This window comes from Croceivirga thetidis (assembly GCF_012272815.1).
GTDB lineage: Bacteria > Bacteroidota > Bacteroidia > Flavobacteriales > Flavobacteriaceae > Croceivirga > Croceivirga thetidis.
On record NZ_JAAWWL010000002.1, the window covers coordinates 996,525 to 1,012,292 of the forward strand.

Here is a 15,768-nt window from a genome sequence, read left to right on the forward strand (position 1 = left end):
ATTATGAAGAGAATTTTACCATTCTTGGTTTGCGTTGCATTCCTTAACCAACTTAAAGCACAAACAAATTCCGAAATCTATTTGTTTGACCTCACACAAACCGAATCCGGTATTGAACTAAGCAATAAAATTAATATTTCAAAAAATCCGGGTTACGACAACCAGCCTTCATTTTATGATGACAATACCGTCATTTTTTCTTCGACAAGAAATAACCAAACCGACATCAGAAAATACGATATAAAAACTGGAGAAAGTACTTGGCTAACAGATACTCCGGTCGGAAGTGAATATTCACCTACTAGAATTCCAAATAGTGTTGATATTTCTGCAATTAGACTTGATACCACAGGCTTTCAACGCTTGTACGAATACAAAGTGAAATCCGGAAAATCCAAAATGATATTGAAAGAAGCTAAAGTGGGATATCATTTATGGATGGACAAGGACCTGTTGGTCACAACGGTTCTTGAAGGTGATGGTATGGATTTAAAGGTTTTCAATCTTGACAACGGCTTGACGTATACTTTTCAAAAAGGAGTTGGCCGTTCATTGGGGAAAGTACCAGAGACAGGTAATTTCAGCTATACAACTACAAATGACAACGGAACCAGAATCTGGTCAGTGAATGCTGCAACCGGCCAAGGTAGTGGAATTACAACGTTCAGAGGCTCCGAAGATTACTGCTGGTTGCCGGATAAGACATTAATTACGGGAAATGGAAATCGTTTAATGGGTTACAACCCATCAAAAGATAATGACTGGAGGATTCTTCATAACTTCTTTGATAATGATATCTACTACATTTCAAGAATGGCCGTAAACCCGTCAGGAACCAAACTTGCAATAGTTTCAGGCGTATCGCCAGAGGGTATTGTTCAAAAACAACTGGACGCCTATAATTCTAGAAATATTAATGCATTTGCAGCTACTTATTCAGATGATGTAAAGCTCTATAATTTTCCAAATGAATTGATATCAGAAGGTATAGATTCCCTTCGTGAATCTTACAAAGGTTTCTTTAAATCAACACCCGATTTAAATTGCAAAATCACAAAGAGAATTGTAACAGGGAATAAAGTTATCGATGAGGAGTACCTTACCATGAATGGTCAAAATTTCTCAGCGGTTGCAGTTTACGAGGTCGAAAACGGTAAAATTGCCAAAGTCACTTTTATTCGATAATTTCCCGTAATGGGAAAACCACATAATATTGGTCGTATTGAGGCCTTTAGTGATGCTGTTTTTGCATTTGCTGCCACATTAATGGTCGTGAACTTTGATATGGCCGATAACCTTGCCATTACCAAATCAAATACCACAAGCTTTCTCAGTTTTTTTGTCAGTTTTTTTGTCCTGGTCGCCATTTGGTGGGTTCATTACAATTTCTTCCGCCGAACGAACTATATGGATAATGTATTGATTGCTTTGAATGCAATTCTTCTCTTTGTCGCGCTGTATTACGTTTTTCCTCTAAAAACCATGGTCCAGTCCTGGATGGGCGAAGGTGTGCGAAGTTTCGAAGATTTGGCCAATCTCTTTGTTCTTTATGGTGTCGGCTTCCTTCTCATTTTTCTATGCTTGTCTTTAATGTACTATTGGGCATTCAAAAAAACAGAACAGAATGCGGATTCATTGGTGCTCTTCTTCTACGCTAGACATTTTGCAATTTTCGTAGTTGTAGCCCTAATTTCGGTTGTAATCGCCTTTTCTGGGATTGGCTTAAAATTTGGATTTCCTGGTTTTGTTTATGGTCTAATTGGACCCTTATGCTATTGGCAATCAAAACACTTTACTAAAACTTACGAATCACTATAAATGAAAAAAATACTACTACTACTTATTGTAACAAGTGTTTGGAAGACACATGCTCAAACAGACTTACGATTATATGACATTATTGATTCCATCTCAGCAGAACGAATCGGACAAGATGTAGCGACCCTAGCAAATTTTGGAACAAGACATACATTAAGTGACACTATTTCTAAAACTAGGGGAATCGGTGCCGCCAGAAGATGGATAAAAGCTGAATTCGATAAAATATCCTCAGAATGTGGGAATTGTTTAGAGGTTTTCTATCAAAAAGACCTGGTAAAGGCAGGGGATGAAAATCGAAGGATTACCAAAGACGTTTGGGTGGTCAATGTTGTTGCTATTAAAAGGGGAACGAAACACCCGAATAGATTCATCATCATGAGCGGTGATATTGATTCTCGGGTAAGTGACCCTAATGACTTCACCTCAGATTCACCAGGAGCCAATGATAATGCAAGTGGTATGGCCGGGACTATTGAGGCGGCCAGGGTGCTTTCAAAATATAACTTTGAAAGTAGTATCATTTTTGTTGGGTTATCAGGAGAGGAGCAAGGTTTGTTCGGAGGCAAAGGCCTTGCCGCTTATGCTAAAAAAGAAGGTTGGGATATCGTTGGTATTTTAAACAATGATATGATAGGGAATATCAAAGGAGTCGATGGGGTAATAAGTAATCGCGATTTTAGAATTTTTTCCGAACCAGTTCCTCCAACCGAAACAGAACAGCAGCGTAGACTTAGAAGGTTTTATGGTGGAGAGGTTGACGGTATATCAAGGCAACTCGCTAGATATATTTACAAAACAACAAAAACCTATATGCCAGAAATGAACCCTATGTTGATTTATCGATTGGATAGATTCGGACGTGGAGGACATCATAGACCATTTAATGATGCGGGCTTTGCAGGGGTGCGAATAATGGAAGCCCATGAGAACTATACCCAACAGCATCAAGATATTCGCGTTGAGGATGGCATTGCCTATGGCGATGTTTTAGAGCACGTAAATTTCGACTACGCCAAAAAGTTGACCGCTGTAAATGCAATTTCGCTAGCCTCAATTGCTTGGGCCCCTCCCGCTCCCACCGAAGTCAAAATCGGAGGTATTGTAAGACCTTCGGCAGCACTACGATGGCAAAAAGCTGAAGGAGCTAAAGGATATAAAGTATACTGGCGAGATACCACCAGTCCAACTTGGGATAACTTTATCTATGTTGGTGATTTTTCTGGTAAGACTTTAGATGGTATTGTTATTGATAACTACTTTTTCGGAGTAGCTTCTGTGGGACCTGACGGACATGAAAGTCCAGTAGTATTTCCATCGGGCGTTTTTAGAAATTAACTATGAGATATCTACTTTTCATTGGTTTTGTTTTAAGCCTAAACATAGCCACCGCGCAGTTCGCAAGAAAAGACACCCTTCGAGGCAGTATCACCCCAGAACGCGAGTGGTGGGATTTAAACTATTACCATCTCGATATAAAAGTCGACCCGGACAACAAATATATTTCTGGGAAAAATACGATTCGATATAAGGTTTTAAAGAAAAACCAAGTACTCCAAATCGATTTACAAAAACCACTGCTTATTGAAAAAGTGGTTCAGGACGGAAAAACGCTGGAATTCGATTCTGAGGGACCAGCACATTTTGTAAAACTTACCAACGCACAGAACATTGGCGAGTTTAATGAAATCGTAGTTCATTATTCAGGCAAACCGAAAGAGGCTGTTCGTGCTCCTTGGGATGGAGGATTCTCATGGAAAAAAGACATGAATGACAAGCACTTTGTCGCTACTTCGTGCCAAGGTCTCGGAGCTAGTGTTTGGTGGCCGAATAAGGACCATATGTACGATGAAGTGGATAGTATGCTCATCAGTGTGACTTTTCCCAAGGATTTAATGAATGTTTCCAATGGAAAATTGCGAAAAGTAGAAGAAAATGGAGATTGGAAAACTACCCATTGGTTCGTGGCAAACCCCATAAACAATTACGGGGTAAATGTCAATATTGGAGACTACGTGCACTACTTTGAGAAATATAAAGGAGAAAAAGGCAGCCTTGACCTGGACTATTGGGTTTTACGTGACAACTTGACAAAAGCCAAAGAACAATTCAAACAAACACCTATGATGATGGATGCCTTCGAGCATTGGTTTGGGCCCTATCCTTTTTATGAAGATGGTTTTAAGCTAGTTGAGGTTCCTTATTTAGGAATGGAACATCAAAGTTCGGTAACCTACGGCAATCAATATCAAAACGGTTATTTAGGGCGTGATCTGTCTGGTTCCGGATGGGGCCTAAAGTTTGATTTCATTATAATCCATGAGGCTGGTCATGAGTGGTTTGCCAACAATATAACATATAAGGATATCGCTGATATGTGGATTCATGAGAGTTTCACGGCTTATTCCGAGAACCTGTACCTCGACTACCATTTTGGCATTAAGGCTTCCAAAGATTATGTGATTGGTACACGTAAAAATATTCAGAATGATAAGCCCATTATAGGGCCCTATGGGGTTAATCAACGTGGTTCGGGAGACATGTATTACAAAGGGGCGAATATGCTGCATACCCTTCGTCAATTGATTGAAGATGATGTGCTTTGGCGAGAAATTTTAAGAGGTTTGAATAAAAAGTACTATCATCAAACGGTGACCAGTAAGCAAATTGAGAATTATATCTCTCAGAAATCAGGAAAAGACCTCACTGCATTTTTCAATCAATATTTACGGTCTACCAAAATACCGATTTTGGAATTTGAACGTAATGGAGGCAAACTACGTTACCGATATACCAACGTTGTCGACGATTTTGACATGCCTGTTTTAGGTTTCAGTGATGGTAAACCCTTGTGGCTGTTCCCGGCAAAAAATGGCGAATGGAAAACTGAAATGCTGGAATTAAATAATTCAGGATTTGTGGTATCTAGAGATTTCTATATTGAAACGAAAGAAATTGGGCAATAACCAATGGCCTTTAGTCTCCAACCTACTCTTGAAAATGAATTAATTATCCTAAGACCCTTGGTCACCAATGATTTTGAAGAACTTTACCAAGTTGCTAAAGACCCATTAATTTGGGAACAGCACCAAAATCCAGATCGTTGGAAAAAAATGGTCTTCAAGGAATTCTTCAAAGGGGCTATTGATTCAAAAGCGGCATTCGCAGTAATTGATAAATCAACCAATGTAATTATCGGAAGCACGCGTTTTAAACTTTCTGAAAAGAGTTCAAGTGCAATAGAAATTGGTTGGACATTCCTTTCTAGAAATTACTGGGGTGGAACATACAACCGATCTTTTAAAACCTTGTTGATAACCTATGCACTGCAGTATTTTGATAACGTATTGTTTCTGGTCAACGAAAACAATTTTCGCTCTCAAAAGGCAGTACGCAAGTTGGGCGGTAAACTTGCTCATGAACTAGATACCGACCTCAGTTATCTTGAAGACGAAAGAAAAGGTGCTTTGACTTTTATTCTGAGAAAATAACGCTAGTTGAATTGCACTTGCATCAATGCAAAAATGCCTATTTCCTGTCCTTCGGCTTTATAAGTCAAATACAGCTTTTCTTGAATACCATCTGTCTTTTGAATTGGAATTGGAATGGCTGAACCTTGTGGACCAAGTCCTTCCGGATTAAGCTTCCCACTGCCAAGTAATTTCCCATCTGGTGATCCCGAACGAAGTTCCATCGTATAAGGTATAGAAGGTGGTTCTTGCCATCCTACAATCGCCAGAAGCATTGACACCCCCGTTAAGTCAACATTACTTATCTCAAGCCATCCTGCTGCTCCGCTCATTAATTGTAGTTGCATACCATTAAAGGACACAGCTTGCATATCTTTTGTTGGTGTTCCTTCAGGGAAAATCATAGAATTACTGGCCAAAACAACGGTCTTCGAACCGGTTAAGGGCATTGCCGAATCGGTACCCTTATCTGTGTAACTGGCAGTCAAAAGAAATACTTCACCGTTTTGTTTTGCCTCAGGATTTACCGTTCCTGCTAAAGGAAGTGAGGGTTTCTTATTGTCTACTCCGGAAAGTGATTGAATGTATTGGGCCAGTTGCCTGGCTTCTAGTTGCGACACATTCGGATGTGCTGGCATAACTACTTCACCCCAAACACCTGAACCACCATTCATGATCTTTGAAATCAAATAGTTTTCAGCTCCTGATTCGTTTTTGTATTTCTCAGCTATAGCAAGATAACTTGGGCCAATTGAGGCTTCGTTTGCTTTGTGACAGGACTTACAGTCCATGCTTTTGGCCAAAGCTTCACCCATTACGGCACCAGAAACTTGTTGATGGCCAAGGTTCATATCGACCTCATCCATTCCGGAACGATAATCAACAGATACATAAACATTATCCAAATCTACCTCACCATCACTATCTGAGACTGAGACTTTATACGCTATTGGTTGTCCTGGGACATAAAAAGACTTGTTAGGTTGTTCTATGTCAACTGTTACAACTGGTCTCTGGTTACCAGCAACGATGTTCTTTTCTACACTGGAAACCTTTTCTCCATCAGTATCCATTGTTGTAACACTAAGTTTGAAAGATCCGGCACTAGTGTAGGTATGACTTAATTTTGGTTCTGAAGTTTCTTTCGTGGTACCGTCACCTAAGTTCCAAACATAGCTAATCGCATCGCCTTCCCTATCATGAGCCTCGACCGAAGCATTAATCGTTAACGGAAGGGAACCTGAATCATTATCAACTATAAAGCTGTCGATTACCGGCGGACGATTACCTCCATTGTATTCTATATAACCCAATCCACTATCTGGGTTTGCTGAAAACCAGCCACCACCATATTCCAACAGGTAGAGTCGGCCATCAGGGCCCAATTCCATATCAATCAAACTACTAACTTGAACACCTGGAGCAAAAGGTTCCATTTTATTGATTGAACCATCTTCAAACAAATGAACCGCTTTCATCCAACCACGCATCCAGTCATAGATAATTACTTTGCCATCATAATAATCGGGAAGACCACCACCATCAGGAAAAAGGTCTGACCAATATGTTGGCCCTGCCATCGCATTTCTTCCACCTGTTCCCAGTTGCGGAAATTGTCCGGATTCTGCATAAGGATAATAGGCATAGGCTGGTTGCGCCGGAGGTAATTCGGTAAGACCGGTATTATGTCTTGAGTCGTTTATTGGTTTTTCAGGATCAAAAGCGGGTCCACTTTCTCCCGTTTCATAATCGTAATCATGATAGGCATAGTTATCCCCAATAAATAGTGGCCAGCCAAAATTTCCGGCTTCTCTCGCTTGGTTCATTTCATCGTAGCCACGGGGTCCCCGCGTTTCTAGACTATCTACCCGAGCGTCAGGGCCAACATCGCCCCAATAGACATAGCCACGTTTTTTATCAACCGAGATTCGGTATGGATTACGATGGCCCATTGTATAAATTTCAGGCCTAGTTTTCTCTGTTCCGACCGGAAACAAGTTGCCTTCTGGAATAGCATAACTACCATCTTCATTTACTTTTATACGCAGAATCTTTCCGCGCAAATCATTCGTGTTTCCTGAAGAACGTCTCGCATCATATTGTTTCTTTTCTGTGAAATCATTGATTGGTCCATAACCGTGATGCACATATTTTACATCAGGTTCGTCGAATGGTGTGGTATTATCCCCTGTTGATAAGTATAACAAACCGTCTGAATCAAAAGCAATGGAACCTCCTGTATGACAGCATATTTGACGTTCTGTTGGTAATTTAAGGATTAGCTGTTCAGAATCCATATCAAACTCACCATTAGCATATTTAAAACGAGAAAGGTGGTTGACCCATTCTTCTCCAGTTGGCGAATAGTAGAGGTATATCCATTTGTTATCTGCATAGTTCGGATCCTTTTGCAAACCCATTAAACCCTCTTCGGCATTTACCCCTGGAACACCTGATTGGTGGTAGACATCTAGCAAAGCTACTTGAGAGATTTCCTTACTTTCTGCCGAATACAGAAGTATCTCCCCTCTTCTTTGAGCTATAAGTACATCGTTATTCGGTAAGACTGTCATTTCGGTAGGTTCAAAAAACTCACCAACAGATAATGCAACTTTACTAAATCTATCTGCTTCAGGAGGAGTAACGGATGTGGCTTTTGCATAATCCAAAACAAGATTGTCACCAATTGCGTATTGAATTCCGCCAAGCAAGTGCTTGAGAAAAAGCTCCTCTGAAAAGCTTTCATCGGTATGTCCGCCAGCTGTGTAGAACGCTCTGCCACCATCAAATTCGTGATACCATGCCATGGGGTGGTTATCCCCATTTTCCCCACCTTCATACGTAGACTCGTCAATGGTGATCACTACATTGACATCATCATAGATATTCTTATAGTTATACATTTCATCAGTACGATTCCAAATTGTATCTGTAAAAAATGTAGTTGAGGGATGGTTTTTATCTTTTATTATAAAGTCTGCGTTTGGTGTTCCTGTCGGGTGGCTTAAAAATTGGGCTCCGGCCAATTTGTTGTACCAACCCCAATCGTACTCGGTATCGGCAGCTGCATGAATTCCAACATAACCCCCTCCGGCTTGAATATAACGTTCAAATGCCGCTTCCTGTCGCGCATCTAATACATCTCCAGTGGTACTTAAAAAAATAACAGCCGAATATTCCTTAAGAAAATCATCAGTAAATAAATCGGCATTCTTTGTCGTATCTATTTGAAAACCATTCTCTTGACCTAACTTCTCTAAGGCTCCAATTCCTGCGGGTATTGAGGCATGTTTAAAGCCCATGGTTTTGGAGAAAACCAAGAGTTTGGGTTCACCTTCTCTTTTCTTTTCACAACTTGCAAGGATAAAAATAAGTCCTAGCACTCCTAAAACTAGTTTTTTCATAATACGACAAGAATAGACTTTTGTTTTTTAAAATTGATTAGTAAATGAAAATACGTACTCTATAAATATAACTAATCATCAAATATCTGAACCACCTAAAGAACATGTTCAACGACAATTTTATACCCTTTTAAAGGATTTCTGCCCAGACAACTTTTATGTATTTTCATCATATCCAATATTAGGTAAATATGGAAAGCCCACAATTCTATTTTAAAAATGATGATGAATGGCGGACTTGGCTTCTAGAAAATCATGATACGTCTGAAGGAGTTTATTTGATTTTCTACAAGATTGACCATGAAATGCCGAGTATGCGCTGGGAAGAGGCCGTACGAGTAGCACTTTGTTTTGGATGGATAGATAGCACCGTTAAAAGCCTTGGAAATGGTAAACGCAGGCAATACTTCTGCCCAAGGAAACCCAAGAGTGTCTGGAGCAAGGTCAATAAAGAACATTTACAAGACCTTGAGGAGAAAGAGTTAATTCATGAAAGTGGTTTTAGAGCAATTGAAATAGCCAAACAAAATGGCTCGTGGACTGCCCTTGATGCCGTTGAGAATGGCGTTATCCCTGATGATTTACAGAAAGCGTTCAATAGAAACAAAAAAGCCTTTGCCAATTATCAAAGTTTTACCAAGGGGCAACGAAAGAGTTATCTGTATTGGCTAAATCAAGCCAAACGTGATGAAACCCGACAAAAACGAATTCAAGAAATCATTTCGTTGTGCAAAAAAGGAGTAAAATCAAGAAATGTGCGATAACTATTCCTCTACTTCAGCTAACAATTCTTGAATTGAGCGCTCCAACTGTTGGTCAATTCCCTTGTCAATAACATCTGGATCATTCTTAACCATAATCATCGGTTCAGTTTGATTGTTTTCCATCCATTCACCGGCCTTGTTTTTGGCACTAACGGGCACTACCCCCCAACGGCTTCCGTCAGGTAAACTTTCCCATCCAGCAAAACTACAGGTGCCTGGCACAGGCATGCCAACAGATTTTCCGATTTTTAAATCGGTATATCCACTTGCAAAACAATGTCCATCACTGTACATAGACTCATTGAAAATTGCCAATGTGGGCTTAGTCCATCGAGCAGTGGGCTCACCCCCTACCCTTCTGTCTTCCGTTTCATAACTGATAAAAGGCTCCCCAGTAAAAAACATTGCCAAATCTGCTACTAAATCACCACCTCCATTAAATCGCGTATCTACAATTACAGCTTCTTTGTCGGCATACTTTCCAAGCATTTGATCGTAGATATTTCGATATGGTGCATCACTCATGCCAGGTATATGCACATAACCCAACTTACCTTTGCTTTTTTCTTCTACTTCTTTTTCATTGATTTTAACCCATCTTTTGTACAACAAGCGGTTTTCTTCTTGCATTGTTATGGGTTTTACCGTTAATTGTTGTCTCCTTTGTGTATTGGGATCAAAGACATCCAATAAAGTGAACTCGCCGGCCATACGGTTAAAGTACTTTGCAACGTCAGTATTCGCAGAAATGGTTTCTCCGTTTACCTTTTCAATAATACTTCCGGTTGCTATTGAAAACGAAGCCTTATCCAAAGGTCCCCCTTTGATGACCTCAGCGACCTTGATTCCATTGCCTTCATGACCATAATCCATAAAGATTCCCAAACTGGCTGTGGCATCCCCGTTGGAAATATTACCGTTGTATCGGCCACCTGCATGGCTAACGTTAAGCTCTCCTAAAAGCTCAGAAACCATTTCGGCAAACTCGTAAGAATTACCTAGGTGCGGTACATATTTCTCATATTCTTTTCGAAGCATATCCCAATCGATTCCATGAAAATTGGAATGGTAAAATATGCCCTTAGTCCTCAACCAAACATGTTCAAACATGTGCTCTCGTTCTGCATCAGTATCCAACTGCATTTCAGATTTCATTTTGATTGGTTTGGTGGATGCCCCACTTAAATCAACTTTTGAGATACGACCATCACTAAGTAGAAAAAGATTTTCTTTTTTGGAGTCCCATCGTAAACTGGCCCTTCTCGCACCTATGGAAATCAACATTTTGGTCTTTTTAGTGCGTAATTCCGTCTCCCATAAGTTCATGTTCTTTTCAAATCTGGCCAGGTAATACAGCTTCTCCCCATCTTTGGATAGAACGGCATCTCCCAAGCTTGAAGAATGAATCGTCAAACGTGATTTACGTTCGCGGATATCTTCCCAATCAAATTTTATAGGATTGCTTTTCTTTTCTGATTTGTCGTCCTTTTTGTCTTTCTTTTTTTTAGAATCATCCTCCTTGTCACCCTTTTTCTCGGTATCAGACTCTTTCAACAATTTTAGCAGTTCGAAATCATCTTTTGACATATTAAACTTATCCCAACATTCTTGAGTCAAGAACATACCATAAACGTCTGCTTGGGTTCGACCACTTGTGGCATAACTTTTTAGTCCATCACGATTGCTAAACCATAGCAACAACTTACCGTCATCAAACCATTTTGGGAAATAATCCCTATAGCCGCTTTGGGTTAAATTTTCTTTACGCGATCCATCAGCAGAAATCAATAGAATTTCCCCATTGCTCAAAGTCTTTCTCCAAGAAACAGCCAACCATTTGCTATCTGGACTCCATTTAAAATATTTATCCCCATCCCTCATATGATATAATTCATCAGGAGTAAGAAGGGTTTTCTCTTCTTTTGTTTTTAGGTTGAGAACCTTCAAATTACGTCTATCTTCAATATATGCCATTAGATTACCATCTGCTGAGAATTCCGGCAAATAACAGTCCACGGTCTTTTCAAGAACCAATTCTTCCTTTAGAAGGGTAGCTGCAAAAAAATAGGGCTCTTCATTTCTCACCTTGGTAGTCTTAAAAATTTGCCATCTGCCATCACGTTCGCTTGCGTATGCCACGGCTTTTCCGTCTGCGGTGAATTGCAAAAAACGCTCCTGTTCAGGGGTATTGGTCAATCGTTTGGTAAGTCCACCTTCAACGGCGGTCACGAAAACCTCTCCACGGGCAATAAAAGCTATCTCTTTACCATTTGGAGAAACAACCATTTCACGAACTCCTGAATTGATGGATACATACTCATCTGAATTTATACCGTCTTGGGTTCTTATCAGAATATTGACCTTCTTGGGTTCTTCGCCATCTTTTAAAGTAAATATTTCACCATCATAGCTAAATGCCATCAAACCATTACCTTGGGAAAGGGAACGCACAGGGTGTGTTTTCAGGGAGGTTAACTGTTGGGTTTCTTCAGGATTATCTAGGTTAAATCGATGAACATTGAAACTTCCACTTTCCTCACTTAAATAATACACTGTTTTTCCATCTTTAGAAAGTATTGGATTCCTATCTTCACCTTTAAAACTGGTAAGTTTTACGTGCTTGTCTAGTTCAAAGTTATATTGCCAAATATCTCGTGCGATAGCTGAGACATGGTGTTTTCTGAATTCGTTTTCATATCCCTTAAGGTCATGGTACAATAAAAAAGAACCATCACTACTTAATTGTACATCTTCTGTTGGAACGGTTAGTACTTGATTGACCCTTCCACCATTAGAGGGAACCTCATAAAGTTCTGGTTGTACCCTTGTCGGATATTGGCGGTGATTAACAGCATCCTGTCTTACGGCGCCGAACAGCACATTTTTGTCATCATTTGAAAATGTGTAGGGTTTCTCATCGTTGCTATGGAAAGTCAAACGAGTTGCCTCACCCCCCAAGGCCTCCATTTTAAAGATGTCAAAGTTACCGTATCGGTCAGACGCAAAGGCGATATACTTGCTGTCGTTGCTCCAAATGGCACGATGGTCATGAGCTTTGTGAAAGGTAAGTTGGGTAGCTGTTCCCCCACTAGAAGGGACTCGATATAAATCGCCTTTATATGTAAAAACAATGGTTGAACCATCTGGTGAAATTGATGGGTAACGTGCCCATTGTGGATTAACTTGTGCTGTTAAAAAGCATGTAAAGGAAAGCATTGTAAAAAGGAAGAAACCTTTCATATTTATGTGGTTTGATTCAATCTCGGAATATACCAAAAACTAGTGTTTTCATGACCCGAAATCACACCGTGCTCTAGTTCTTTAAGTATTTTTTATGATACACCCATGCGGTCAAAGCACCAATTGCAGAAAAAGCGGTTAGCATCCAAAAAACATATTGATGTCCTTGTTCACCTGGGTATTTATCTAAAAAGTAACCATAAGCTGGGCCAGCGAAAATATCAGGGGTATATCCCACGAGTGATATCATGCCCACAGCAGTGCCTGTAAGTATTAATGGGATTCTTCCCACCTTCATCACCCCAAAATAAAGCGCTCTGGCAGCATAGACTCCCACAGCAATTATAACCACTGATATAAAGAAGAGCGCAGTAGTATTTGGAGCGATTATCCCAGATGCAAACAAAATACCTCCGATAACACACAACACCAAACTAAGAAACAACCAAAAAGTAATTTTGAACCGATCTACCAATACGCCTACCAAGATTCCTGTGGTGGGGCGCAAAAACTGAAGAAAGGTTCCGACTTGTGCAGATTTTACCTGATCATAAATCATCACCTCATTGGCATATTGAGAAATGACATCTGTTATTTTGTAACCCACATACGCACAAAGAATAATTACCATCAAAAGCCAAACGGAGGGCAACTTTAATACCTCTTTTATTTCATTTAGTGAAATCCGCTCAACAAGTATTTCCCTTTCGTCAACTCCAGATTTCATAAAAAACCAAACTAGTAGTCCAATCAAAATGATAATTATTGAAGCTGCGTAAATGACATAGGTAAAAGCCTTTTGCCGGTCTTGCAAGGAAGCTTCTAAAATATCAATTCCTAAAAAAGCCGAAAAGACAAAAACTCCCAATACTCCGAATAAAGCTCCCGTCAAACCTCTACCGCCATCCAATAATCCAAAAGCCTTCCCCTGTGAGGTATTACCACCCCAAACCCGCGTTGCCTTAATCATCGGTGCCCAGAACAAAAAAATGGTTGTAAACCCCCAATAACCGTATAGCAGCTGAAGTGTACTTACCGAAGGATACTGTGCATACAATAGTCCACCCAATGCAGTTAGCCACAATGCAATTGCCATTAACTTTCGAGGTGCAAATTTATCTGCGAGCGGACCTCCAAAAGGATACGATATCATCGCAACTGCACCGTAAACGGAGAAACAAAGACCCAATTGCACGTTATCCAGTGCAAATACGTCCAAAACCGTCGGTCGAAAAATTCGGGGCAATACAAATGGAAGAACAAAAACTGCTTCTCCTGCTAAAATGAGTAGAAGAAGGTATATCCACGAAACCTGTTCTTTATCTTTAGTTGTTATAGTATTGCGTTTTCGCTAAAATACAGAATTGTGTTTCAAGTACTAATGGAAGTTTGGTATCTTTAAAAGAGTAACTTTCAATGAACATGAAAAGATCAACATTTTTAAAAACTTCTGCAGCTGCAAGTTTGGGAACAGCTCTTTTACCAAATAGCATTATGGCAAAAAATCTTCTTGAGGACGGCTTGGTCGACTCAATCGGTATTCAACTTTTTTCATTGCCCAAAACCTTAGAAACCGACTTTGAATCTGGCATGAAAATGTTGGCAGATATGGGATATTCTGAAATAGAATTGTACGGTCCTTTTTCTTTTAGCTCACAAGCGGCAAAAGATGGGTGGAAAGCTGTAACTCCGATGCTTGGTTTCAGTGGGAGTGGTTTTTTTGGCCGTGAGGCCATTGAAGTGAAAGCGCTTTTTAATGATTTGGGCCTCAGTATTCCTTCAGTACATACGGACTTGGATACACTCGAAAACCATATGGAAAATTTCGCCGAGTCAGCGGAGACCTTAGGTTTTGAATATGTTGTTTTACCAGCAATACCTGACGATCGCCGAAAGACAATGGACGATTATAAAAAAATGGCAGATACATTCAATACCATAGGGGCCAATGCAAAAAAATTAGGCTTGAAGTTTGGTTATCACAACCATGGTTATGGCTTAAATATGGTTGATGATAGTATTCCATTTGAGGTGATGATGGATAATACAGACCCAGAATCCGTTTTTCTAGAAATGGATATTTTCTGGACAATGGCCGGGAAGGCTGACCCAATACATTATTTGGAAAAATATTCAGGGCGTTACCACTGTATGCACCTAAAAGACATGAAAGAGAACAAAACCTTCTCGGGTGATGGTGGAGATGCCAGTCAATGGGTTGCCCTATTTCCTAACATGGCCTCTGCTGGTGATGGCGTGGTTGACTTCAAAGCCCTTTTAGAAGTAGCAAAAGCGAATGGTGTAAAACACTTTTTCGTTGAACAAGATATGGTACAAAACCCTGAGGTAGCCTTGAAAAAGAGTTTTAACCATTTAATTGGGTTATAAGCTAGCCATAAAGAAATAGACTATCTAAAAAACCTTAATGTGATTACCCTTATTTGAAAAAATAAGTAAAACACCCCGGCTAGCACTACTGCAAAAAGCATTGGAATCATAGCTCCAAAAGTGTAGGATGTGCCCAATACCCAGCCCAGCAAAAATTCAGATTTGTAAAGTGGGAAAATAAATGCTTGTGCGAAAATGGAAAGCAATAGCAAACCAGGAATCTCTATGCCGTTTTCAAAACATACCGAAATGGCCAGCGATACAGCGAAAGCGGACAAAAAACGCATAAAGACCAATTTCAAGCTGTCTTTGTCATCATGATTATTTACCCTTTTAGCAATACGCGCTAAAAGAACCCAACAAAAAAATGGCAAGATAATGGCACCCAACCAATTGGGAAAAGGGGGCATGTTCTTATCCATAAAAAGATAATGGACAGGGATGCCATCGTGAAAGTAGTCCCACAACACATGTGCCCAAACTAAAACGGTTACCAAAGCGGTACAAATAATTCGTGATTGCAGATTAAATTTCATTTAGCGTTAGGTTTGAAGTTGATGAGAATCCATAATTGGACTAGCCAATATTCAATTTGTTACAATCCTAAAAATTAATTGGAGTTTCATAAACCCAGCAGAATAGAACAACATTTAAGTGCCTAGAGTTCTGGATAACCAAAATGTT

At 39.9% G+C, this 15,768-nt stretch carries 11 protein-coding genes; 7 read left to right on the plus strand and 4 right to left on the minus strand.

All coding sequences use genetic code 11. The annotated features are described in order from the left end of the window. Window positions 1–3 precede the first annotated feature (3 nt). From HCU67_RS12150 to HCU67_RS12170, 5 genes are read left to right on the plus strand one after another with little or no spacing between them, the layout of a single operon-like run. Window positions 4–1,185 (plus strand): nuclear transport factor 2 family protein, encoded by a 1,182-nt coding sequence (locus tag HCU67_RS12150; protein ID WP_168552881.1) that lies wholly within the window; start codon window positions 4–6, stop codon window positions 1,183–1,185. Between the two features lie 9 nt (window positions 1,186–1,194). After that, window positions 1,195–1,818 carry a TMEM175 family protein gene (locus tag HCU67_RS12155; RefSeq protein WP_168552882.1) on the plus strand — a complete coding sequence of 208 codons (624 nt, stop codon included), beginning with the start codon at window positions 1,195–1,197 and terminating at the stop codon, window positions 1,816–1,818. Next, window positions 1,819–3,156, plus strand: coding sequence for a M28 family peptidase (locus HCU67_RS12160; protein ID WP_168552883.1), 1,338 nt, complete (start codon window positions 1,819–1,821; stop codon window positions 3,154–3,156). It begins immediately after the preceding gene. 2 nt (window positions 3,157–3,158) lie between these two features. Then, window positions 3,159–4,784 (plus strand): M1 family metallopeptidase, encoded by a 1,626-nt coding sequence (locus HCU67_RS12165; protein ID WP_168552884.1) that lies wholly within the window; start codon window positions 3,159–3,161, stop codon window positions 4,782–4,784. Window positions 4,785–4,787: 3 nt separating this feature from the next. After that, the gene (locus HCU67_RS12170; RefSeq protein ID WP_168552885.1) at window positions 4,788–5,309 is read left to right on the plus strand and encodes a GNAT family N-acetyltransferase; all 522 of its coding nucleotides are present in this window, start codon (window positions 4,788–4,790) and stop codon (window positions 5,307–5,309) included. Between the two features lie 2 nt (window positions 5,310–5,311). On the opposite strand, the gene HCU67_RS12175 is transcribed toward HCU67_RS12170, so the two are convergent. Beyond that, the gene (locus HCU67_RS12175; RefSeq protein ID WP_168552886.1) at window positions 5,312–8,692 is read right to left on the minus strand and encodes a ThuA domain-containing protein; all 3,381 of its coding nucleotides are present in this window, start codon (window positions 8,690–8,692) and stop codon (window positions 5,312–5,314) included. A gap of 191 nt (window positions 8,693–8,883) precedes the next feature. Between HCU67_RS12175 and HCU67_RS12180 the strand changes: the two genes are divergently transcribed. Further along, window positions 8,884–9,456 carry a YdeI/OmpD-associated family protein gene (locus tag HCU67_RS12180; protein WP_168552887.1) on the plus strand — a complete coding sequence of 191 codons (573 nt, stop codon included), beginning with the start codon at window positions 8,884–8,886 and terminating at the stop codon, window positions 9,454–9,456. On the opposite strand, the gene HCU67_RS12185 is transcribed toward HCU67_RS12180, so the two are convergent. After that, window positions 9,457–12,696, minus strand: coding sequence for a S41 family peptidase (locus HCU67_RS12185; protein ID WP_168552888.1), 3,240 nt, complete (start codon window positions 12,694–12,696; stop codon window positions 9,457–9,459). A 73-nt stretch (window positions 12,697–12,769) separates the two neighbouring features. After that, on the minus strand, window positions 12,770–14,032 hold the full coding sequence (locus tag HCU67_RS12190; protein WP_168553509.1) for an MFS transporter: 1,263 nt from the start codon (window positions 14,030–14,032) through the stop codon (window positions 12,770–12,772). An 86-nt stretch (window positions 14,033–14,118) separates the two neighbouring features. On the opposite strand from HCU67_RS12190, the gene HCU67_RS12195 reads away from it, so the two are divergent. Next, window positions 14,119–15,084, plus strand: coding sequence for a sugar phosphate isomerase/epimerase family protein (locus HCU67_RS12195; protein WP_210423700.1), 966 nt, complete (start codon window positions 14,119–14,121; stop codon window positions 15,082–15,084). Between the two features lie 20 nt (window positions 15,085–15,104). On the opposite strand, the gene HCU67_RS12200 is transcribed toward HCU67_RS12195, so the two are convergent. Further along, a complete protein-coding gene (locus HCU67_RS12200; protein WP_168552890.1) occupies window positions 15,105–15,620 on the minus strand; it encodes a hypothetical protein in 516 nt (171 codons plus the stop codon). Window positions 15,621–15,768: the final 148 nt, after the last annotated feature.

Excerpts from the sequence above, each read along its gene's own strand:
- HCU67_RS12150 (WP_168552881.1), top strand. The coding sequence starts at position 4 with ATGAAGAGAATTTTACCATTCTTGGTTTGCGTTGCATTCCTTAACCAA.
- HCU67_RS12155 (WP_168552882.1), top strand. The coding sequence starts at position 1,195 with ATGGGAAAACCACATAATATTGGTCGTATTGAGGCCTTTAGTGATGCT.
- HCU67_RS12160 (WP_168552883.1), top strand. The coding sequence starts at position 1,819 with ATGAAAAAAATACTACTACTACTTATTGTAACAAGTGTTTGGAAGACA.
- HCU67_RS12165 (WP_168552884.1), top strand. The coding sequence starts at position 3,159 with ATGAGATATCTACTTTTCATTGGTTTTGTTTTAAGCCTAAACATAGCC.
- HCU67_RS12170 (WP_168552885.1), top strand. The coding sequence starts at position 4,788 with ATGGCCTTTAGTCTCCAACCTACTCTTGAAAATGAATTAATTATCCTA.
- HCU67_RS12175 (WP_168552886.1), bottom strand. The coding sequence starts at position 8,692 with ATGAAAAAACTAGTTTTAGGAGTGCTAGGACTTATTTTTATCCTTGCA.
- HCU67_RS12180 (WP_168552887.1), top strand. The coding sequence starts at position 8,884 with ATGGAAAGCCCACAATTCTATTTTAAAAATGATGATGAATGGCGGACT.
- HCU67_RS12185 (WP_168552888.1), bottom strand. The coding sequence starts at position 12,696 with ATGAAAGGTTTCTTCCTTTTTACAATGCTTTCCTTTACATGCTTTTTA.
- HCU67_RS12195 (WP_210423700.1), top strand. The coding sequence starts at position 14,119 with ATGAAAAGATCAACATTTTTAAAAACTTCTGCAGCTGCAAGTTTGGGA.
- HCU67_RS12200 (WP_168552890.1), bottom strand. The coding sequence starts at position 15,620 with ATGAAATTTAATCTGCAATCACGAATTATTTGTACCGCTTTGGTAACC.